The sequence below is a fragment of the Proteiniborus ethanoligenes genome (assembly GCF_900107485.1).
GTDB lineage: Bacteria > Bacillota > Clostridia > Tissierellales > Proteiniboraceae > Proteiniborus > Proteiniborus ethanoligenes.
The window spans coordinates 59,612-82,350 of record NZ_FNQE01000006.1 but is presented as its reverse complement, the minus strand read 5'-3'; the positions used below and the strand labels follow the sequence as shown (position 1 = coordinate 82,350).

Annotated in this window: 20 protein-coding genes and 1 pseudogene; 20 read left to right on the top strand and 1 reads right to left on the bottom strand. The window is 32.3% G+C overall.

Features of this window, described 5'->3' with window-relative positions; genetic code table 11:
* Positions 1 to 86: 86 nt before the first annotated feature.
* From BLV37_RS03875 to BLV37_RS03855, 5 genes are all read left to right on the top strand, one after another.
* Positions 87 to 998, top strand: a complete 912-nt coding sequence (locus BLV37_RS03875; RefSeq protein WP_091727543.1) for an ABC transporter ATP-binding protein — start codon at positions 87 to 89, stop codon at positions 996 to 998.
* On the top strand, positions 985 to 1,752 hold the full coding sequence (locus tag BLV37_RS03870; RefSeq protein ID WP_091727540.1) for an ABC transporter permease: 768 nt from the start codon (positions 985 to 987) through the stop codon (positions 1,750 to 1,752). The genes BLV37_RS03875 and BLV37_RS03870 overlap by 14 nt, the downstream gene beginning before the upstream one ends.
* 102 nt (positions 1,753 to 1,854) lie before the next feature.
* Positions 1,855 to 2,751: a GNAT family N-acetyltransferase gene (locus BLV37_RS03865; RefSeq protein ID WP_091727537.1), complete on the top strand. Its 897-nt coding sequence runs from the start codon at positions 1,855 to 1,857 to the stop codon at positions 2,749 to 2,751.
* Positions 2,752 to 2,785: 34 nt separating this feature from the next.
* Positions 2,786 to 3,706, top strand: a complete 921-nt coding sequence (locus tag BLV37_RS03860) for an aminoglycoside phosphotransferase family protein (RefSeq protein WP_091727535.1) — start codon at positions 2,786 to 2,788, stop codon at positions 3,704 to 3,706.
* 65 nt (positions 3,707 to 3,771) lie between these two features.
* Positions 3,772 to 4,143, top strand: coding sequence for a YbaN family protein (locus tag BLV37_RS03855; protein WP_091727532.1), 372 nt, complete (start codon positions 3,772 to 3,774; stop codon positions 4,141 to 4,143).
* Between the two features lie 123 nt (positions 4,144 to 4,266).
* Here BLV37_RS03855 and BLV37_RS03850 read toward each other — a convergent pair.
* A pseudogene (locus BLV37_RS03850) lies at positions 4,267 to 4,458 on the bottom strand (Rdx family protein); the annotation flags it as partial.
* A gap of 255 nt (positions 4,459 to 4,713) precedes the next feature.
* Between BLV37_RS03850 and BLV37_RS03845 the strand changes: the two are divergent.
* The 15 genes from BLV37_RS03845 to BLV37_RS03775 all read left to right on the top strand — a co-directional run bounded on the left by BLV37_RS03845 (position 4,714) and on the right by BLV37_RS03775 (position 22,729).
* Positions 4,714 to 5,292: a restriction endonuclease subunit S gene (locus BLV37_RS03845; protein WP_091727527.1), complete on the top strand. Its 579-nt coding sequence runs from the start codon at positions 4,714 to 4,716 to the stop codon at positions 5,290 to 5,292.
* Positions 5,293 to 5,305: 13 nt separating this feature from the next.
* Positions 5,306 to 6,829 (top strand): type I restriction-modification system subunit M, encoded by a 1,524-nt coding sequence (locus BLV37_RS03840; protein ID WP_091727525.1) that lies wholly within the window; start codon positions 5,306 to 5,308, stop codon positions 6,827 to 6,829.
* Between the two features lie 22 nt (positions 6,830 to 6,851).
* The gene (gene dinD / locus BLV37_RS03835) at positions 6,852 to 7,688 is read left to right on the top strand and encodes a DNA damage-inducible protein D (protein ID WP_091727522.1); all 837 of its coding nucleotides are present in this window, start codon (positions 6,852 to 6,854) and stop codon (positions 7,686 to 7,688) included.
* Positions 7,689 to 7,771: 83 nt separating this feature from the next.
* The gene (locus BLV37_RS03830; protein WP_091727519.1) at positions 7,772 to 9,082 is read left to right on the top strand and encodes a restriction endonuclease subunit S; all 1,311 of its coding nucleotides are present in this window, start codon (positions 7,772 to 7,774) and stop codon (positions 9,080 to 9,082) included.
* Positions 9,083 to 9,094: 12 nt separating this feature from the next.
* Positions 9,095 to 12,223, top strand: a complete 3,129-nt coding sequence (locus BLV37_RS03825; RefSeq protein WP_091727517.1) for a type I restriction endonuclease subunit R — start codon at positions 9,095 to 9,097, stop codon at positions 12,221 to 12,223.
* A gap of 14 nt (positions 12,224 to 12,237) precedes the next feature.
* Positions 12,238 to 12,957 (top strand): M48 family metallopeptidase, encoded by a 720-nt coding sequence (locus BLV37_RS03820; RefSeq protein WP_244270461.1) that lies wholly within the window; start codon positions 12,238 to 12,240, stop codon positions 12,955 to 12,957.
* 274 nt (positions 12,958 to 13,231) lie between these two features.
* Entirely contained in the window at positions 13,232 to 14,086 is an 855-nt protein-coding gene (locus tag BLV37_RS03815; protein WP_091727511.1) for an ABC transporter ATP-binding protein, read from the top strand.
* Positions 14,079 to 14,804, top strand: a complete 726-nt coding sequence (locus tag BLV37_RS03810; RefSeq protein WP_091727509.1) for a fluoroquinolone export ABC transporter permease subunit — start codon at positions 14,079 to 14,081, stop codon at positions 14,802 to 14,804. Before BLV37_RS03815 ends, BLV37_RS03810 begins: the two co-directional genes overlap by 8 nt.
* A gap of 1 nt (position 14,805) precedes the next feature.
* Positions 14,806 to 15,528 carry an ABC transporter permease gene (locus BLV37_RS03805; RefSeq protein WP_091727506.1) on the top strand — a complete coding sequence of 241 codons (723 nt, stop codon included), beginning with the start codon at positions 14,806 to 14,808 and terminating at the stop codon, positions 15,526 to 15,528.
* Between the two features lie 41 nt (positions 15,529 to 15,569).
* A complete protein-coding gene (locus BLV37_RS03800; protein ID WP_091727504.1) occupies positions 15,570 to 16,175 on the top strand; it encodes a TetR/AcrR family transcriptional regulator in 606 nt (201 codons plus the stop codon).
* Positions 16,176 to 16,794: 619 nt separating this feature from the next.
* Positions 16,795 to 18,159, top strand: coding sequence for a uracil-xanthine permease family protein (locus tag BLV37_RS03795; protein WP_091727501.1), 1,365 nt, complete (start codon positions 16,795 to 16,797; stop codon positions 18,157 to 18,159).
* A 202-nt stretch (positions 18,160 to 18,361) separates the two neighbouring features.
* A complete protein-coding gene (locus BLV37_RS03790) occupies positions 18,362 to 19,120 on the top strand; it encodes a GntR family transcriptional regulator (RefSeq protein ID WP_091727499.1) in 759 nt (252 codons plus the stop codon).
* Between the two features lie 38 nt (positions 19,121 to 19,158).
* Complete coding sequence (locus BLV37_RS03785) at positions 19,159 to 19,959, top strand: FAD binding domain-containing protein (RefSeq protein ID WP_244270460.1); 801 nt, start codon at positions 19,159 to 19,161, stop codon at positions 19,957 to 19,959.
* Positions 19,953 to 20,402: a (2Fe-2S)-binding protein gene (locus tag BLV37_RS03780; protein ID WP_091727491.1), complete on the top strand. Its 450-nt coding sequence runs from the start codon at positions 19,953 to 19,955 to the stop codon at positions 20,400 to 20,402. The genes BLV37_RS03785 and BLV37_RS03780 overlap by 7 nt, the downstream gene beginning before the upstream one ends.
* Complete coding sequence (locus BLV37_RS03775) at positions 20,402 to 22,729, top strand: xanthine dehydrogenase family protein molybdopterin-binding subunit (protein WP_091727489.1); 2,328 nt, start codon at positions 20,402 to 20,404, stop codon at positions 22,727 to 22,729. Before BLV37_RS03780 ends, BLV37_RS03775 begins: the two co-directional genes overlap by 1 nt.
* The last annotated feature ends 10 nt before the right edge of the window (positions 22,730 to 22,739 follow it).

The window sequence follows — 22,739 nt, the reverse complement described above, 5'->3', positions numbered from 1 at the left end:
CAAGTATGAACTCCCCTTTTAGAAGTGTGAAAAATATTAACTAATTTTTGTAAGGATGTTAAACTTACCATAAGAGGTGAAAAGCTATGAAAGAATTAATAAAAGTAAACAATTTAACGAAAAAATTTGGGGATAAGGTGGCTTTAAAAGATATTAGCTTTGAAGTACAGCCAGGAGAAATACTAGGTATAGTGGGACACAATGGAGCCGGTAAAACTACCTTGGTAAATTGTATGGTGGATATATATAAGGGGGATCAAGGTAGCATAGAATATCTATTTGATAAAAAAAGCATGTATGATCATATAGGTGTTCAAATGCAGCATAGCTACTTTGAAGATAATGCTAAGGTAATAGATATATGTAAGCTATATAAGGATTTAACGAATAGCGATGTGGATTTAAAAGCTTTATTAAAAGACTTTGGCCTAGAAAATGAAGAAAAAACAGACGTTAACAAACTATCAGGAGGTAACAGACAAAGACTAGCCATACTTCTCACATTAATACATCAACCAGATGTAATCTTTTTAGATGAGCTAACTACTGGATTAGACCCTTTAGCAAGACGAAGAGTATGGGAAAAGATAAAAGAAATAAATAAAGAAAAAGAGGTAACAGTAGTTTTAACTAGCCATTTTTTAGAGGAAATAGAGTACCTAGCAGATAGGATAATTATTTTAAACCAAGGAGAAATCAAATATTTAGGTACTGTAACTAATGCAATAGACACTTATTCTGATGGACAAAAGGTAATTGAGTTTCAACTTAAAGATAATAGGGCCTCCTTCAAGCTATTAAAATATAATACTGTAGAATTGACGGATGACAGGTATCAGATAAAGACAAAGGAAGAGGAGAAGGTGTTGATTGACTTATTATCAAATGTAGGTATAAAAAATCTTGTACTGAAATCACCTACATTGGAGGATGTATTTCTAAAAATAGCAGGGTATAGCTTAGATAAGGAGGGAAAAGTTTGTTATGAAGAAGCTTAAAGCATTGAGCCTTTATCAACTAAAGTTACAAATGAGAGATTTACAAACTATGTTCTTTCTAATAGGATTACCAGTGGCTTTTTATTTAGTGTCTGCCTATATGTTAAAAGGTATGACCAACTACTTTGGGGCCTTTCCACCACAGGATTTTATAATACCTAGCTATATACCTATTACAATAGCTAATAGCGGAGTTATGATATTTGGATTGAAATTAACTTTATATAGAGAGAAGAATTATTTTATTAGATATAAGCTATTAGGATTTCAGCCATTACAAATTGCAGTATCTATATCCATAACCACTGTCATTTGTCAGTTTATTGGGATTCTATCTTTGTTACTAGTTGCAGTCATTACAAATAATATTACCATACCATTTAATAATATTATTAATGTTATATTAGCAATTTTTATTATTACATTGTTTCAATTTTCTCTAGGCTATTTTTTATCTTCAATATTAAAAAAATCTGCTGCTTATCAGACCATTGGTTTACTTGTATTTTATTTTGAAATGGTTTTTGGCGGATTAACATTGCCACCAGAGTTATTTGGCAGGACAATGACTAGTATTTTAGAAATAATAAACCCAATGATACATGGACTTTATATGCTACGAGGGGTTTGGCTAGAAGGAAAAAGCATTTTAGATTTTCCATTAGCATTTGCAATAATGGGTGGTTTAACTATAGTGCTAACAATAGCTGCATCGGCCCTTGAAAAATTAAATTATAGTAAAAGAGCTTATTAATTAGAATGTTAATAAAGATTATTGATAGAAGCAATAATTAATAATTTAGGAACACTGCCAGAAAGGACAATAAAATAACAACATAATGTAGGGGGATGTATAATGCAGATTATTGAAGTTAACAAGGATAATGTTAGGATTCTGTTTGATTATTGGAATGAGATTGGGAAAAACATACCGTATTTTTACAACACAACATACCAATCATTTGTAAGCTCCTTATTTGATGATACCTTTGAAGGTATGACCATTTTCCAAAATAATAAAGTCTTTATTTCTAAAGAAGATGATCAGGTTAAAGGATTTATACAATATGGCATACCTACATTTCATTTTACTGTGGCAGGAAAGATAGCTAAAGATATTAATATAGGCGTTATAAGAAATTTATATTATGAGGGAACAAGAGCTGATATTGGAAAGGCTCTATTGGGTTTATCCTTGGACTTTTTTGAAAGGAATAATATTAAAGAAATATATGCATTTTATCATGCAATGGGTATGAGCTGTAACGGGAATCATGGGAAATTACATGAAAAATTTAATTATATAGGTAAGCTACTATATGAAGAAGGATTTGAAATTGAGCATGAAAATATTTATTATATTTGCGATATGGCGGAAAAGAAATTAGAATATCCAAACAATAGCTATATTAAGGTATCCGAATTAGATGATAATAGACAAAAGCTTATACTGTATGACAGGGATAATAATGCATTAGGAAGTGCAGAAATAAAATATATTGATAATCTTACAGAATCAGCTGAGAAAGATATTATCTATTTAGTATGGATTGGTATCGATAAGAAGGTCAAAGGAAAGGGAATGGGAACAGAATTTCTAAATCATATAATCCAATATTGTTTGGCAAAAGGGTATAGATATTTGCATGCGGACACAGCACTGAATAATAAGACGGCTCAAAAGTTCTATATAAGAAACGGATTTATAGATAATGGCATAACAAGAAGCTACTTAACAAGAAGAAGTATTTAGAGTAGTCTTTGGAGTAAGGAAAGGAGGCTAAACTATGATAACATCTTTTAATGAAATATCAGGCTCTAATAATTGGAGTATATTAAAGCAGATTAATAAGGGATGGTCAAATGATAAAAAATATTATATAAAAACCGTAGATAAAAAAGAACTATTACTTAGAGTATCAAAAATATCTGAATACGAAAATAAAAAGAAAGAATTCGAAAGCTTAAAACATCTTACTAACATGGATATATTAATGTCTTGGCCAATTGATTTTGGAACTTGTAATGAAGGTCAACTGGTTTATTCCTTACTTACCTGGATTAACGGAGAAGATGCAGAAATTATTCTTCCTAAGCTTAGTAATGAAGAGCAGTATTCTCTAGGTATTAAGGCCGGACAGTATCTTATGCAAATACATAAAATCCCTGCTCCTGAAAAGTTATCTAGCTGGGAAGAAAGATTTAATCGTAAAATAGATATAAAAATAGCTAACTATAAAGCTTGCAGTATTCATCTTCACGGTGCTGATAGAATGATTAAATATATTGAAGACAATCGGATTCTTCTACAAAACCGGCCCCAATCCTTTCAGCACGGAGATTATCATGTCGGGAATATGATCATTACACCAGAAGGTGAATTAGCCATAATTGATTTTAATAGAATGGATTATGGAGACCCGTGGGAAGAATTTAACCGGATTGTATTTTGTGCTAATATTAGTCCTGCATTTGCAACGGGATATATTAACGGATATTTCCATAATGAAGTACCAGATTCTTTTTTTAGATTAATGGCATTATATATTGGAACTAATCAGCTCTCAGCTATTCCTTGGGCTATTCCCTTTGGAGAAGCAGAAATAAATACAATGCTTAAGCAGGCGCAGAATGTACTAAAATGGTACGATGATTTTAAAACATATATTCCAAACTGGTATATCACAAATCATAAAAGTATTTTATAGTTAAACATCACTACTAGGGGGTATAATTAATCATAATAATAAACACATAAGAAAGAGGATACCAGTTGAACATATATAAATTATTATTCATTACATTAGGAATTATATCCATGGGAGTTGGAATGATAGGGGTTGTACTGCCTATACTTCCAACTACTCCATTTTTAATATTAGCCTCCGTATTTTTTGTAAAGGGCTCGGATAGCTTTGATATATGGTTTAGAGGCACTAAGATATATAAGAATTATGCAGAGGATTTTATCAATGATAGATCAATGACATTGAAGAGAAAGATAACATTAATGATGATCTCAGATTTTATGTTAATGTTTCCCTTGGTGATGATTGACAATATCTATGCTAGATTATTTATAATAACTGTAGTAATTTTCAAGTATTACTATTTTATTTTTAGAATAAAAACTAAAAAAGAATAAAACAAGGAGAGGTATTAAACCTCTCCAATATTTTTATCTTCAATTCACACTGTTAAACACCAATCTACTGTAACCGCAAAAAATATCCAGAAATACTGGCAATCTAATAGCTTTATAAAATTTTTAAAACAACCTTTCTCTAATTATCTCCTCAACTTCATCATCGTTTGGAAAACGACTTAGCTCTTTTTTAGAGAAAATTAATTCATCATTGATTTTAATTTCAAAGACCCCTCCAGAGGATGGAATAATGCTAACCATCTCTAAAGAATTCCTATGTTCATTTAAAATACCTTCTGCTAGAGCAACTGCTCTACCTAGATAGCCTCAAGAAGTACAATATTCAATGCTTATTAATTTTTTCATATAACCACTCCTCGTTTTTTCGTTAATATATATTTACCCAAATTAGTATTAAATATATAACAATATTTGTTTTTTTAGGAGACATCGTTGTAAGCTTATCATTAATAGTACAAAAGGGAATTGACTCTAAAAGAAAAATGCTATATGATGAATTTAACAAAATAAAAATAATGCACTATTTTATATTTAACAAGGAGGTGCAAAATGAAACTAGGTGAAATTACAGATATAAAAATAGGATTAGTACTATCTAGAAAAAAAGCATCCATAAAATATGAAGTCGAAAGCAGATACAAACTAATAACCTTAAAAAATATTGAAGAGAATGGAGCTTTTAATGAAGAACAATTTGAAACCTTTGAAAGTAATGATGAATTAGATAATGGTTATTTTACCGAAGAAGGTGATATCCTTATACGATTAAGTCATCCCCATACTAGTGTTTACATAGATAAAAGCAAATCAGGTCTTTTAGTACCATCATATTTTGCCATTATAAAACTCACAACACAGAAATTTATTCCAGAGTATATCACATGGTATCTTAACACCGATAAAGTAAAAAAAGAACTTATGAAATCACAGACTGGAACGGCTATATCTACTACCAATAAAAGCATTCTTGCATCATTAGATATAGATGAAGTTCCAATAGAAAAACAAAAGAAGATATGGGAAATTAGAGAGCTACACCTAAGAGAAATACAGCTATTATATAAACTGATAGAAGAAAAGGAAAAGTACTATAAGACAATAACAGACAAATTACTAAAAATGGATTAAAGGAGGAGCTATTATGGATAATAAAACCACACAGTCACAAATTAATCAAACATTATGGGAAGCTTCAGATACATTTAGGGGGAAAATAGATTCAAGTATATATAAGGATTATGTACTTGTAATGCTTTTTATTAAATATTTAAGCGATACCTATAAGGAACATCTAAGAAAATATATTGAAAAGTATGAAGGAAATGAAGAAAGAATTAAAAGAGCAATGTCAAGAGAAAGATTTATATTAGATGAAAAATCTACCTTTGACTATCTATACAGCAAAAGAAATGACCCTGAGGTTGGAGAAGAAATCAACAAGGCATTAGAAAGATTAGAAACTGAAAACGCAGGTAAATTAAGAGGTGTATTTAGAAATATAGACTTTAATAGCGAGGCAGTATTAGGTCACACTAAAGACAGAAATGCTATGCTTAGAATATTATTAGAAGACTTTGCGAAACTTGATTTAAGTCCTTCAAAAGTAGGAGAAAATGATATTATTGGAGATGCTTATCAATTCATGATTGAAAGATTTGCATCAGATGCAGGGAAAAAGGGTGGAGAATTTTTCACGCCTTCTATGGTTTCGGAACTCCTTGCAAGAATTGTCAAGCCAGGGGAAAATGATAGAATATATGACCCTACCTGTGGATCCGGGTCCTTACTAATAAAAGTAGTAAATCAAGTACCTAGTAGAAAAGTAGCAGTATATGGACAGGAGAGAAATGGACAAACTCATTCACTCTGTATGATGAATATGTTTTTGCATGGTATTGATGATGCTAAAATTGCTTGGGGAGACACTTTAGCAAATCCTCTACACTTAGAAGATGGAAGACTGATGAAGTTCCAAGTAGTCGTAGCCAATCCACCTTTTTCCCTAGATAAATGGGCCATGGGTTTTGCAGGAGACAATGATAATAAATTTAAAATGGAGGCAAATCTGGATCCTTATGGTAGATTCGATTGGGGAGTACCGCCTGCATCGAGAGGAGATTTTGCATTTGTTCAGCACATGCTTTATTCTTTAGCTGAGGAAGGAAGAATGGCTGTTATACTTCCACATGGAGTATTATTCAGAGGAGCCAGTGAAGAAAGAATCAGGAAGCAAATAATAGAGATGAATCTACTAGATGCAGTAATAGGCTTACCAGAATCATTATTTTATGGCACTGGAATTCCAGCTTGCATAATGGTGTTTAAGAAAAATAGAGCTAGAAAAGATATTCTATTTATAGATGCTTCGGGGGAAGGCAACTATGAAAAGGATAAAAATCAAAACAAATTGAGAGAACAGGATATAGAGAAAATAGTAAAAACATATGAAAACTATGAAACTATAGATAAATATTCCTATGTAGCTAGCAAAGAAGAAGTAAAAGAAAACGATTATAATCTTAATATTCCAAGATATGTAGATACTTTTGAAGAGGAAGAGCCAGTGAATATGGAAGAAGTAGCTAAAAATATTACGGACATAAAATCAGAGCTTACAAAAGTGGAAGAGCAGATGAAAAGGTATTTAAAAGAACTGGGGCTTTAGCAAAATTAAAAGGGGGATACCAATGTCAAATATTAAAACTTATTCACAAAAAATATTTGAAAACATAAAGCATTTGACTGAAGATGGTGTTGAATTTTGGTATGGGAGAGAATTGCAAAAGACTTTAGAGTATAAGGAATGGCGAAATTTCTTATTGGTTATCGATAAAGCTAAGATGGCATGTAAGAATAGTGAGTATATAGTCGAGGACCATTTTGTTGACGTCAACAATATGGTCGAACTTGGCTCAGGAGCCCAAAGGGAAATTGAGGATATTATGCTTTCAAGATATGCATGCTATTTAATAGTACAAAATGCAGATTCAAGAAAAGAAGTAATAGCACTTGGTCAAACTTATTTTGCAGTTAAAACAAGGGAAAGAGAAATAGAAGAGGATTTTAAGCAATTAACAGAAGAAGAAAAGCGTTTAGCAATTAGAAATGAATTAAAAAATCATAACAAATCCTTAGCAGAAGCAGCACAAATGGCAGGAATAGAAACATCAAAAGATTATGCAATTTTTCAAAATAAAGGATATCAAGGACTCTACGGTGGACTAGGAGCAAAGGAAATTCACCAAAAGAAAAAACTTAAAAGGAGTCAACAAATTTTAGATCATATGGGTAGCACAGAACTTGCTGCTAATTTATTCAGGGCAACACAAACAGATGAAAAGCTAAGGCGAGAAAACATTAAGGGTAAAAATAATGCAAATAATACACATTTTGAAGTAGGAGCAAAGGTTAGACAAACTATAAAAGAACTAGGAGGAACTATGCCCGAGGATTTACCCACACCTGAAAAAAGTGTAAAACAAATTGAAAAGGAAAAGATGAAAAAGGAACTGGAAACGGAATAGAAAATTGTCATACTTAGGTGGGCAGTATAAGCCTTACTCACGAAGGATTTCGAGCCAGAAAAACTAAAATAGGTGGTGAAAATTTGAACACTGAAATAAAAGTGAGAATAGAAATGATAAATAAAGGAGAAGTACCAGAAGGGTATAAAAAGACAAAGATAGGTATTATACCTGAGGAGTGGCAAGTGAAGAGATTAATTGATGTAAAGGATTCACAGGATAGATATGCATTCACTGGGGGACCATTTGGCTCAGATTTAAAAACAGAACATTATACAGATGATGGTGTGAGGATATTGCAGCTTCAAAATATAGGTGATGGAATATTTCTAGACAATTATAAAATTTACACATCAAATAAAAAGGCTGATGAACTACACAGCTGCAATATATATCCCGAAGAAATCTTGATAGCCAAAATGGCTGAACCGTTAGCTAGGGCATGTATTGTGCCAAGTGGGCAAAGAAGATACTTGATGGCTTCTGATGGAATTAGACTGAAAGTTGATTCTAATAATTATAGTACAAAATATGTAATGGAATACATAAATTCCAGTCATTTTCGTAAAGAGGCAATAAAAAGGGGAACTGGAACAACTAGACTTAGAATAGGATTAGGTGAATTAAGTGAAATTAAGCTTGCCTTACCAGATAAATCAGAACAGCAAGAAATCGCCCAAATCCTATCAGCTTGGGATAAGGCAATAGAGCTTAAAGAAAAATTAATAGAAGAAAAGAAAGAACAGAAAAAAGGATTAATGCAGAAGCTTTTAACTGGAGAAGTAAGATTGCCTGGGTTTGATGAGGAATGGGAGGAAGCGAGGCTAGGGGAAGTAATAGAACTACAAGGAGGATATGCCTTTGAAAGTAGTTCATATAAAGAAGATGGAGTTCCTATAATAAGAATATCTAACATAGAAAAGATTGTTAATTTAAATAAAGATGTAGTATATTACGATCCTATTGAAATCGACGATAAGTTTTTAGTAAAAAGAGGCGACTTGCTAATAGCTATGTCTGGAGCAACTACTGGCAAAACTGGAGTATATAGGAACTATAATATAGCATATTTGAACCAGCGTGTAGGTAAGTTTATAGCGATAAGAGAAGAATTGTATTATCAATATCTTTATCATATAGTAGAAAACAAAGAATTTCAAAATCAATTAAATAAAAGACTAGTTGCTGGAGCGCAACCCAACATCAGTTCAGCTGATGTAGAAAGTTTGATTTTCAAGATGCCATCTCTCAAGGAACAAAAAGCCATTGCCCAAATCCTTTCTACAGCCGACAAAGAAATAGACCTATTGATCCAAGAGTTAGACCTACTAAAACTTCAAAAGAAAGGTCTAATGCAATTACTACTTACAGGTGTGGTTAGAGTGAAGTGTTAAAGGGGGAAAATCATGACTAGAGCAGAATTATATAATGAAGAAAATATAAGTCAAAAACCTGCTATAGAAGTGTTGAAAAATCTAGGCTATAAATATATAACTTCAGAAGAAGTAGAAGACTCCAGGGGGAATCTATATAATGTACTTCTCAAGGATATATTAAAAGAAAAGCTAATAGAGCTTAATGAATATGAATACAAGAATCAAATCTATAAGTTCAGCGAAAAAAATATTGAACAAGCTATTAAGGACCTAGATGAACCTTTAATAGATGGCTTAGTTCGCACAAACGAAAAAATATATGACTACTTAATGCTTGGAAGAAGCTATGAAGAAAGCCTAGCTGACGGTTCAAGAAAATCTTTTTCTATGAAATATATTGATTGGGAAAATATACACGACAATGTATTTCATGTAGTAGAAGAATTCACAGTAGAAAAAGAAGATGGGGAAGGAAATATAAGACCGGACATTGTTCTTTTTGTTAATGGAATCCCTTTCGCTGTTATTGAATGTAAAAGAGCATCTATTAATATAGAACAGGGTATAAGTCAAATGCTAAGAAATCAAGGGAAGGATTTTATACCTCAATTATTTAAATATAGTCAAATATTAATAGCTACAAATAAAAATGAAACAGAATACGGAACCTGTTATACACCAAGGAAATTCTGGTCAATATGGAAAGAGGAAAACGAAGAATGGCTACAAGAAAAAATTAGCAAAATTGTTTTTGGTAGACTTCCAACAAATCAAGATAAAAATATAATATCATTATTCCACCCAGCAAGATTATTAGAACTTACTAAATACTTTGTATTATTTGATAAAAATATAAAGAAAATAGCTAGATATCAACAATTTTTTGCAGTTAAAGAAATAATAAAGGCAATAGATGAGGAAGCTCCAAATGGAAATAGAAAATCTGGAGTTATATGGCATACTCAGGGAAGCGGCAAATCATTGACCATGGTTATGTTAGCAAAATATATTTTAACTGAGCTTAATGAATGTGATCCAAGAGTAATCATTGTTACTGATAGAGTAAATTTAGATAAGCAAATTCATCAGACCTTTAATCACACAAGACTTAAAGCTAGTCGTGCAACTACTGGAAAGCACCTTGTAAATTTAATTAACGATAATAGCTCTGATATAATAACTACTTTAATTCATAAATTTGATACTGCATCAAGTAGACAAAAACCAATATTTTCAAAAGATATTTTTGTACTAGTAGACGAATCCCACCGTACGAATTATGGAGAGCTTCATATTAAGATGAAGCAAGTATTTCCTAACGCTTGTTATTTAGGGTTTACAGGTACCCCCTTAATGAAGGATGAACGAAAAAATACTATGATTAAATTTGGTGAGCTCATTCATACCTATACCATAGCAGATGGGGTTAAAGACAAAACCATAGTACCTCTCTTATATGAGGGGAAAATGGTAGACCAAACAGTTAACAGAAAAGCTATAGATAATAGATTAGAGATAATAACAAGAAACCTGAATCACAAGCAAAAAGAAGAAGTTATGAAAAAATGGAGTCAATTTGAAAAGATTGCATCTTCTGATCAACGTATCAAAATGATAGCCTTTGATATTAATGAACATTTTATGAGAAATTATAAGACTCAAGGTTCCCAGTTCAAGGCTATGTTAGCCACAAATAGTAAGATTGAATCCATAAGATATTTAGAAGCTTTTGAAGACCTTGGAGATTTAGATTCAGCTGTTGTAATATCTCCTCCTGACCAAAGAGAGGGGCATGATGCAGTAGACGAAGAGTCTAAGAATAGGGTAAAAAGATTCTGGGATAGGATGATGGAAAGGTATGGGAGTGAAGAAAATTATGAAGAGAGCATAAAGGATGATTTTGTAAATGGTGATGACTTAGATCTTCTTATAGTAGTAGATAAGTTGTTGACAGGATTTGATGCTCCTAGAGCTACTGTCATGTATGTAGATAAACCTATGAAGGAACACACGCTTTTACAAGCCATAGCAAGGGTCAATAGGCTTTATGAAGGAAAAGATTATGGTCTCATTATTGATTATAGGGGACTTTTAGATAAATTAGATGAAGCTATGGAAATGTATTCGGGAGCAGGACTTGAAAATTTTGACCCTAAGGATTTAAAAGGAGCTTTATATGATGTAATTAGTATTATAGGATCACTAAGGCAGTATTATACTGAGCTAGTAAATATATTTATACCAGTAAAAAATAAAAAAGACATAGAAGAGTATGAAATACTATTAGGGAATGAGGAGTTAAGAGAGAACTTCTATGGCGTCCTTAGTAACTTTGGTAGAAATTTAAGCATAGCATTAGAATCTGAAAGGGTTTATAATTCTTTAAGTCAAGAAGAAATAAATAAGTATAAGAAAGACTTTAAGTTTTATCAAGAGTTAAGAAAAAGTGTTAAACTAAGATATTCAGATACAATAGACCACAAAGAGTATGAAGCTAAAATGCAAAAGCTAATGGATAATTATATTGCAGCAGAAGAAGTTATTAGGATTACCAATCCTGTTGATATTCTTGATGAAAAGGGATTTGAAAAGGAACTTGAAAGATTAGGCTCACCTAGGGCAAAGGCCGATGCTATAAGGACTAGGATGGCAAGAAGTATAAACATGAAATGGGATGAAAATCCTGCGTATTATAAGAAGTTTTCCGAAATGATTGAAGAAGTATTACAAGCATATAAGGACAAAAGAATTAGTGAAAGTGACTTTTTTAATAGATTGAATGACATTAAGAAGGATTTTCAAAGAGGTTACTCTGGTATGGATTATCCTGATAATATTAAAAACAAGCCTAATGCCAAAGCTTTTTATGGTGTTGCTTTGGAAGTAATAAAGGAGACTAATGAGGTTTATAATGCAGGAAGCTCTAAAGGCACTATTGATGAAGAATTAATAGCTGAACTTTCTATCTATATGGAAGGTATTATAGCTAGATATAGCAAAGTAGATTGGCATGACAATACAGATGTTCATAAAAAAATAGAACAAGAGATTGATGACTTGCTATTTGATTTTTCTAAAGATAATAATATAGAATTAGATTTTGAACAAATTGACATGATAATAGAAAGAATAAAAGCTGTAGCATTAAAACGATATTGATGGGTGATCAGATGATGAAACATACAGTGAACTATGGAGGAAATGAAATAACGTTTGAATTAGAAAGAAAAAATGTAAAAAATATTAATTTAAATATTAGGCCAGATATGAGTATTGCAGTTTCCGCAAATCATAATGTGCCTTTAGATTTTATTAAGGATTTTGTTAAAGATAAAGGCTCATGGATATTAAAAAATATTGTTTATTTTAAAGAATCTCAACGGGAGATAAAAAGGGAAAGAGAATATATAAACGGTGAATCGTTCAAGTATCTTGGTAGACAATATAGGCTAAAGGTAGAAAAATCAGAGATAGAAGAAGTTAAATATTTTAGAGGGTTTATTTATATTTATGTAAGAGATACAGATGATTTCAAGAAGAAAGAAAGACTATTTAACAATTGGACACATGAAAAAGCCTATATTAATTTTAATGAATCCTTAAATAAAATGTATGCGATAGTCGAAAAGTATGGTATTCCTGAACCAAAGATTCACATCAGAGAAATGAAAGCCAGATGGGGGTCTTGTCACAGAGAAAGTGGGATTATACTTTTAAACTTAGAATTAATTAAGGCTCCGAAATATTGTATAGATTATGTAGTTCTTCATGAGCTTATTCACTTCAAATATAAAAATCATGATGAAAAATTCTATACCTTTTTAACTTCATTAATGCCAGATTGGGAGAAGAGGAAGAAGATTTTAGATGAAGAAGTAATTAGATATTTATAGGTCAAAAATTATATTAAGATTCATAAAAATAAACTAGTCTAGCAAAACATAGACTAGTTTATTTGTTTTATAAATAAGAGAAAAATTCTTTTTCAAATTATTTATATAAATTATGAATAGAGTATCTATATATTTCCTAATTAAATATTGACAGCATATAAAAATAGGAGTAATATTAAACTATAGACCATGCGGTCTAGACCGGCAAGTCTAAAACGACGTAATGTTAAGTTTTGAAAAGAGTAACAGTAAAAAATTAAAAGGGGTGAAAGGGTTGTTTAAAGTAGAGGATTTAACCTTTAGGTATCCTAAAAACAAGGAAAATACTATTAAAGGAATATCTTTTGAGATAAGGGATGGAGAAATATTTGGGCTTCTAGGACCTAGTGGAGTTGGTAAGAGTACAACTCAAAAGATACTAATTAAGCTTTTAGACAAGTACAAAGGCGAAGTAACCTACAAAAGTAAAGATTTAAAATCCTATGGTAAGGATTTTTATGAAGAAATAGGTGTAGGCTTTGAAATGCCAGTGCATTTTTCAAAATTAACAGCAGAAGAAAACCTAAGCTTTTTTAAAAAGCTATATAAATCTAATGCAGATACAGATCAGCTTTTAAAAAGAGTAGGACTTTATGAAGATAAAGACAAAAAAATTGGTGAGTACTCAAAGGGAATGAAGGCTAGATTAAATTTTGTAAGGGCACTACTAAATAATCCTAAAATTCTTTTCTTAGATGAGCCTACTAATGGGCTTGACCCTAAAAATGCTAGAATCGTCAAAGATATGATAAAAGAGTTCCAAGAAAATGGTGGTACAGTTTTACTTACTACTCACTTAATGAATGATGCAGATGAATTATGTAATAGAATAGCATTTATGGCAGATGGTAAAATTGCAGAAACAGACACTCCAAAAAATTTAAAACTGAAGTATGGAGAGAGAAAGGTAGATGTAGAATATAGAGAGGAAGGTATTGTAAACAAACAATCCTTTGATATGGAGAAATTAGGATCAAACGAAGCTTTCCTAAACCTTATAAAGGAAAAGGAAATAGTTACAATACACAGTAAGGAAACTACTTTAGATGATATATTCATTAAAGTGACTGGGGTGAAGTTTCATGAATAACTTTGCAGTGCTTGTTATAGGTGAGATTCAAAGAATGAAGAAATACAATATTCTGGGGGCTAGCTTGTTTGTAGCCATACTCTGGGTTGGCATGCTGTATTTTATAGACCCACCAAGTATTGGCTCTATGTTCCCCTTGTTGCTCTTTATAGATGCTACTTCAATGCCTATGCTTTTAATAGGAGCTACAATGTTTTTTGAAAAACAGGAGGGGGTTACTAAAACACTTCTCGTATCTCCTATTACTAAGGGAGAATATATCCTTTCTAAGACCTTTGCCAATATATTATCTAGCATTATATCTCTAATAATTATGTATGCTTACGTTAAAATATTTAAAGAAATAGATATTAACTTCTTAGGACTTTTAGGAGCAATAGTGTTGATTTCATTTTTTCATTCCCTAATAGGCTTCATACTTACCTACTATTCAAAAGACTTTAATTCCTTATTAATGGGTATGATGAAATATGCCTTTGTGGTGATGATACCGGTACTATTAGAAGAGATAGGAATTATTAAGATTGACATACTCAGCAAGATATTATATATAATGCCAACAAAAGCATCTATGATACTGCTGAATGCTTCATCTAGCGGGATAGAATCCTGGGAGATATATTTTTCCCTAGGATACATGATAGTAGCTTCAGCTCTTTTATACCTTGTAGTTTCTAAGAAATTTAATGAATTTGCTATAAAAGAAAGCGGGGTTTAATATGTATAGTAGCTTTTTATCTAGTGAAATAAAAAAGTGGAAACGAGATCCTATGATGAATTTTATGGCCCTATACCCTATACTTTTTGGGATAATTGGAAGATATGTTTTACCGTCTATTGCAGATTCCAGTGGCTTTAGTATAGAGCGATTTTCAGATCTAATATTAGTCATCCTCACATTGATGACTCCATATATATATGGAGCCCTAATAGCGTTTTCTATACTGGACGATAGAGATGATAACATATTAACTTCCATAAGGGTAACACCTCTTAGCGTACATCAATTTTTATCATTTAGGCTTATAGTATCATTTGTTCTTTCTTTTGTTGCTTGTATATATATTATGTGGTTTTCTAATGTAGGAGATTTATCCTTTAGCAGTATGGTTGCTATTTCATTTTTAGTTTCATTATCTGCACCTGCTACAGGATTGTTTATTAATGCTGTGTCTGGAAATAAAATAGAGGGCTTTGCTGTTATGAAGGGAGCAGGAATAATACTTGTATTTCCTATTGTAGCATTATTTTTTATAGATAAAAAAGAGCTATTCTTCTCTTTTGCACCAGGATTCTGGCCTGCAAAAGCTATAAGCAGTTTAATTCGTGGTGAAGGGATATTGTTATTATCATACTATTGGTACTACTTTATTGGATTAGCTTATGTTATTATATTAAATATTGCAGCATATAAAATATTTTTAGAGAAAACTAAAATATAAATCTTTATAGTATACACAACAGATTAATTGGAGTGACAAGAATGGATGAAAAAAAAGAAAAAGTTTTTGAAAAAAAGGAAGAACTAATAGAAGCAGCTGTAAATGAATTTGGGGAACGAGGATATGAGAATGCATCCCTAAATAATATTTTAAAAGAAGCAGGCATAAGCAAAGGAACCTTTTATTATCATTTTAAAAATAAAGAAGATTTGTATTTCTATTTAATAAGCATGTTTATTGAAGAAAAGAAGAGTTTTTTTACTAATAATATAAAGCCTGAGGATTTTAACAAAAGCATATTTGATTTACTTAAAATTATGACAGAAGCAGGTTTAAAATTTGCTAGTCAAAGCCCAAATATTAGCAGATTTTCTGAAACTTTTATGAAGGAGCGAGATAGCGAAATAAATAGAAAGATGCTGGAGAGATTTTCCTTTAAAAATAATAATTACTTTGAGTCTTTAATAGAAAATGCTTATTCAAAAGGAGAGTTACGAAAAGATATTCCTAAAAGTTTTGTCAAGCATATAATAACTTATTTGTTTACTCATTTGCAGGATATTGTTCGTATTGAAAATATAGAGGATTATGAACCAGCTGCGTATTATCTAATTGAATTTATGAAAAATGGACTTGGAGAAAAGTAATCCAAGTCTATTTTTGTACAATTTATACAATTGTTTATATACAACAATAATAGATGTGTTTATTAACAATTACAGCCAAATAATTGTGTATAAGTAACAATAAAAATAAGTGTTCAAAAGAATTATCCACAACATTTTGTAGGAATCATGAAATATCCAAATTATTTTGGTAATAACTTTATAAAAGTTTTATAAAGGTAAATATACTTTTTTGCAGAAATTACTTATAAACTTATCAGACATGCTGACAATATATATGTTTAGCTCTATTATACCTATCATAAGCCAATCCAGTATAAATGCTACTTATTAATAAACCCTTGTATATATAATTTCATATGGTTAAAGCCATATGAAGCAAGTAACTGCTTTATCCAGAACTTAGACAATTCTTTATTTAACAAAAATAGAATAAGAGAATTGTCTAGTTTAGGGTAAAATATTGCCTAATAAATAACAATCAAAATAAAGAGAAGAGACGGAAGGGAAGTGATTGAGAACAAACACATAAATCTTCCTACCTAAGAAAAAAATTTTACAAGGACAATGAAAACGTTTTCAAAGGTTTTTATTTTCCCTGCTTTGTTATCAGGGGGCACATTATTTTGGGAGGGGTAATATGATAAAAGCATTTGGTTCAAAGGGAAAGGAAGTAAGTAGATCAAAATATGAAGTAGATGGTATTCCACCACTAAGTGAAGCCATACCGCTGGGGCTACAGCATATATTCGCTATGTTTGCAAGCAATATTGCTGTTCCAATGATAGTAGCAGGAATAGCAGGAATACAAGGGGCAGATTTAACAATTATGGTACAATGTGCTATGTTTATTGCAGGTATAGCTACTCTTAATCAATGCTATCCTATAGGAAGAGTAGGAGGGAAGCTTCCTGTAGTAATGGGTACAAGCTTTGGCTTTCTTCCAACTAATATTGCCATTGCTAAGGGCTATGGTATATCTGGTCTACTAGGAGCTACTTTTGTAGGAGGATTATTTGGCACAGTATTAGGTTTCTTTTTAAAGCCATTGAGAAGATTCTTCCCATCATTAGTAACTGGTACTGTAGTACTTACTATTGGTTTGTCTTTACTTCCAACAGGTATTACATCTATGGCTGGTGGTAATGGTTCTCCAACCTTTGGTTCTCCAAAAAACTGGATAGTTGGATTAATTGTATTATTTGTAGTTTTAGGATTAAATCAATTTACTAAAGGATTTACAAAAACATCATCTATATTACTCGGAATTATTGTTGGATATATAATAGCTATACCATTAGGTATGGTTAATCTTGCACCAGTAAAAGCAGCTAGTTGGTTTTCCTTACCCAAACCTTTCCATTTTCCAATGGAATTCAAATGGGGAGCTATTGCACCTATGATGGTAATGTTTATAGTGACTACTGTCGAAACTGTAGGCGACGTATCTGCCATAACTATGGGAGGAGCAGGTAGAGAAGCAACAGATAAAGAATTGTCAGGCTCAATTATTAATAATGGATTAAGTAGTAGTTTTGCAGCAATATTTAATGGACTTCCAACCACTTCTTTTAGCCAAAATGTTGGAATGATAGCATTTACAAAGATAATGAGTAGATTCGTAGTGGCAGTAGGAGCTATATTCCTAATTGTTGCAGGTCTTATTCCTAAGCTTGGAGCATTAGTATCTACTATACCACCAAGCGTTATTGGAGGGGCTTCTCTTGTAATATTCTCTCAAATAACTTTAACAGGTATAAATATGCTAACTTCAACTCCGTTAACAGATAGAGATAAAGTAATCATAGGATTGTCCCTTGCCTTTGGAATAGGTTTAACTCAAGTACCAGCAGCAATGGAGCATTTTCCTGAGTTTGTCAAGCTAATATTTGGTGGCTCTGGTATAGTAATAGCTTGTCTAGTAGCTATGATATTAAATATTGCAATTCCTCAACAGGAAGAAGCTATAGAAAATGTCAAAGAAGGTATAGCAAAGGAAGCATAGTATTAACACTCAAATGCAGGGAATGAATATATTTCTGATATATTCATTCCCGTATCAATTTTCAAAAAAGTTTTTGAGCCTTAGAATTTATAGGACAGGGATTATATGTTATATTTATAATATAAACAGGAAATTTAATTTCAAAATAAATTTATTACGAAGGTAAAAAAGGATTTAATTTAAATGATATGAGGTGCATAAAATGAATAGAATCAACATACCAAAGGTTCAGAAACAAACTGCAGTTCAGCAAGCACTAGATTATTTAAGAAATTATATTTTAACTACTAAGAATTATGAGATAACTAAACTACCTTCAGAAGCTCAACTAGCTAGTAAAATGGGCATAAGCAGATTAACTGTAAGAGAGGCATTAATAGTACTAGAAAATGAAGGCCTAATCACTAGAAGCCAAGGAAGTAGCACTATGATTACCACCTTCGCTAGAAAGCTGTCTGAAGGCATAGATTATGCTGGAGAGCTTGGAAGATTTATTGATGAAAGTGGTTATGAATCCACAGTAGATATTATTTCATATGCATGGGAAAGCTGTAATGAAGAAGATGCTGAAAAGCTAGATATAGAGCTAGGAGATCAAGTACTGATGGTTAAGAAGAAATTTTTAGCCAATGGCAAGCCTGCTGCCTACTGTATAAATAGGGTGCCAAAGATATTCTTAGATAATAATAAGATTAAGGAAGAGGATTTAGGTAAATCTATGTTTGACTTTGTAGAAGAGGCTTGTAACTGTCAGTTTAGTCATGATTTTATGGAAATAATACCTAGTCTTGTCACTAAAGAAATAAAAGATATCTTAGGCCTAGAAGAAAATACTCCTATTTTACGAGTAGATGTAATTAAATATACGGTTGAAGGATGTCCTGTAATGTATAACACAGAATACTATGTGGACAACCTCATAAGATTTACAGCTTGTAGGACTATGCCCTATATTAAATAATATTAACTGTGGATAAACTTTAAGTTAAGGGAGTGAATATGTTGATAACATTTGGAGAATATATAAGGCCTAAAAGTATAGAAGAAGCATATGAGATTTTTATGCAAAAGAAAAGTGCTACCTTAATAGGTGGAGGGTGTTACCTTAGGATGGGAAACAAAAGGCTAGGCTTAGCCGTTGATTTATGCGATGCAGGCCTTGACTATATGGAGGAAAATGAGGGCAGTATCGAAATAGGTGCAATGACTACCTTTAGAAAGCTAGAAACTAGTCAATTATTATCAAAGTATTTTGGAAATGTAATTTCAGAATCTGTAAAGCATATAATCGGTATACAATTGAGAAATATAGTAACTATTGGAGCTACTGTTTTTTCAAAGTATGGGTTTTCAGACCCAATAACTACACTTTTAGCTCTTAATGCTGAAATCCTACTCTATAATGGTGGAAAAATGTCTTTAGAGGATTACCTTAAAGAAGAAAATAGAAGAAAGGATATTTTAGAAAAAATAATTCTAAATAAAAATGTTGAAAAGGCAGCTTTTCAATCTATGAGAAATTCTCAAGTAGATTATGCCATACTTAATGCAGCTGTATCAAGGATAGATGGCAAATATAGAATAGTTGTAGGAGCAAGACCTAGGGTTTCAGCTTTGGCCTATAAGGCAATGGAGTATATAAATAGTACGGAGATTACTGAGGAAAGTGCATATAGAACTGGAGAGATTGCATCTGAAGAATTAGTTTTTGGCAGCAACACCAGAGGCTCTAAGGAATATAGAAAGGAAATCTGCAAGGTGCTAGTAAAAAGGGCAATTATGGAGGTGTCAAAATGTTAATAAAGATTAATATTAATGGTATAAACAAAAGTTTTGACATAGAACCTCATGAGTACCTACTAGACCTCCTTAGAAATAATGGATATTTAAGTGTAAAAAGGGGCTGTGATACTGGTACTTGCGGAGTATGTACAGTTCTTATAGATGGAGAGCCTACCTTATCCTGTGCTACATTAGCAGTAAAGGCAGATGGGAAGGAAATAACTACTATTGAAGGAGTAGGAGAACAGGCTAAGGAGGTAGGAAACTGCTTAGTTGATGAAGGAGTAGATCAATGTGGTTATTGTAGTCCAGGGCTAGTCCTTACAGTAATAGCTATGAAAAAAGAGCTTGAAAATCCAACGGAAGAATCCATAAAGCACTATTTATCTGGAAATCTATGTAGATGTACAGGATATGTGGGACAGCTTAGGGCAATAAAAAAATATATGGGGGTGGAATAATGAAGCCTAATAGAATATCTATTGGAAAATCTATTCCAAAGGTAGATGGGGTTCAATTAGTAACAGGAAAGCCCGCCTATACAGATGACCTAGCTCCAAGGGATGCGTTGATAATAAAAATATTGAGAAGTCCCTATGCCTTTGCTAGAATTAAAGGCATAAATAAAGAAAAGGCTGAAAAAATTCCAGGTGTAGAATGTATATTAACACATGAGGATGTGCCTAAAATATTATTTACTAGAGCAGGACAATCTTATCCGGAACCATCTACTTATGATAAATATATATTAGATGAGTATGTTAGATATATTGGTGATGAAGTTGCTATAATAGCTGCAGTAAGCGAGGATATAGCTTTAAGAGCAATGAAGCTTATAAAGGTTGAATATGAAGTATTTGAACCTGTCCTAGACATTGAAAATGTAGAGAATCACCCTTCCAAGATTCATTTCAAAGACAGATGTCATTCAAATATTAACATAGGCTTTGACCCAGAAAAAAATATAGCTGCAATATACAACTTTGGATATGGTGATATTGAAAAAACATTAGAAGAATGCTCTGTTGTAGTTAGGGAGAGTTATCGTTCCCAGGCTCAAGCCCATGCTATGATGGAAACCTATAGAGCATATTCATATATAGATCAATATGGCAAATTAGTAATAGTGTCTTCTACTCAGATACCCTTTCATGTAAGGAGAATGATAGCAAACTCACTTAATGTGCCTATAAGCAAGGTTAGAATAATTAAACCACGTATAGGTGGAGGATTTGGAGGGAAGCAAACGGCTCAAGTAGAATTTTATACAGCTCTAGTTACGCTCAAAACAGGTAAATCCTCAAAAATAGTGTACACAAGGAAGGAAACCTTTGAATCTACCACTTCAAGGCATGGCATGAAAATAGATGTAACTATTGGCGCAGATTTAGATGGCAAAATTAAAGCTGTGGATATGCATGCTATTTCTGATACTGGAGCATATGGAGAACATGCTTATACAGTCCTTGGTGCAGCAGGATATAAATCATTACCATTATATAACAAGGTGGAGGCTGCAAGATTTACAGGCAAGGCAGTGTATACAAATCGTACTCCTGGAGGAGCATTAAGAGGCTACGGTGTAACTCAAGGGACCTTTGCACTTGAATCAGCAATGAACGAATTAGCCCACAGACTTAACATGGACCCTGCTAAGCTAAGAGAAATGAATATGCTTAAAAAAGGTGAGACCTCTAAAATATTTAATATGACAACAATAGGAGCAGGTAGTGAGCCTATAATGATGGATAGCTGTGAGCTGGAATACTGTGTGAAGAGGGGCAAGGAGCTAATAGGCTGGAATGAAAAATACCCTAGAAGAGAGATATCACCTACTAAAATACGTGGGATAGGTATGGCCATAGCTATGCAAGGTTCAGGAATACCCGGCATAGACACTGCAACTGCCACCATAAAGATTGATGATAATGGCTACTTTACACTTCTTTTAGGCGCTACAGATATAGGAACGGGTAGTGATACTATCCTTAGACAAATAGCTGCAGAAGCTCTTGGAGTAGACAATGATACTATTAGTGTATTTTCATCAGATACAGATTTAACACCTTTTGATGTAGGAGCATATGCTTCAGGTACAACTTATTTCTCGGGAAATGCAGTGAAAAAAGCAGCACTTGAAATGAAGGAATTAATAAAGCAAGAAGGAGCTTCACATTTGAAGATAGATGTAGAAGATGTAATATTTGACGGAAAGGAAATTAGAAATAAAACAGGAGATAAGAAGATTAGCTTAGCTGATTTAAGCAATAGGCTAATATATAAAAATCCTACTAAACAATTAACTACTACAGCATCATTTGGTACTAGTGATGTGGCGCCGCCTTTCATATCTGCCTTTGCAGAAGTTGAAGTGGATACTGAAACTGGAAAGGTAGAGCTAATCAACTATGCTACTGTAGTAGATAGTGGAACTATCATAAATCCTAAGCTAGCAAGGGTGCAGGCAGAGGGTGGAGCTGTTCAAGGTATTGGAATGGCGTTGTTTGAAGAAGTAAGAGAAGATAGTCGAGGTAGACTGATAACTAATAATCTTATGGAATATAAAATACCATCTAGAATAGATATTAACAATATAATTGTAGATTTTGCAGATGGCTATGATGCTACGGGACCTTTTGGAGCTAAGTCTATTGGCGAGGTAGTAACTAATCCAGCACCACCCGCTATTCAGGATGCAGTTTTCAATGCAGTTGGAGTTAGAATAAGAAGTCTGCCTATAACACCTGAAAAAGTAAAGATGGCATTAATAGAAAATAATAAAGGCTAAAAGCACAAGT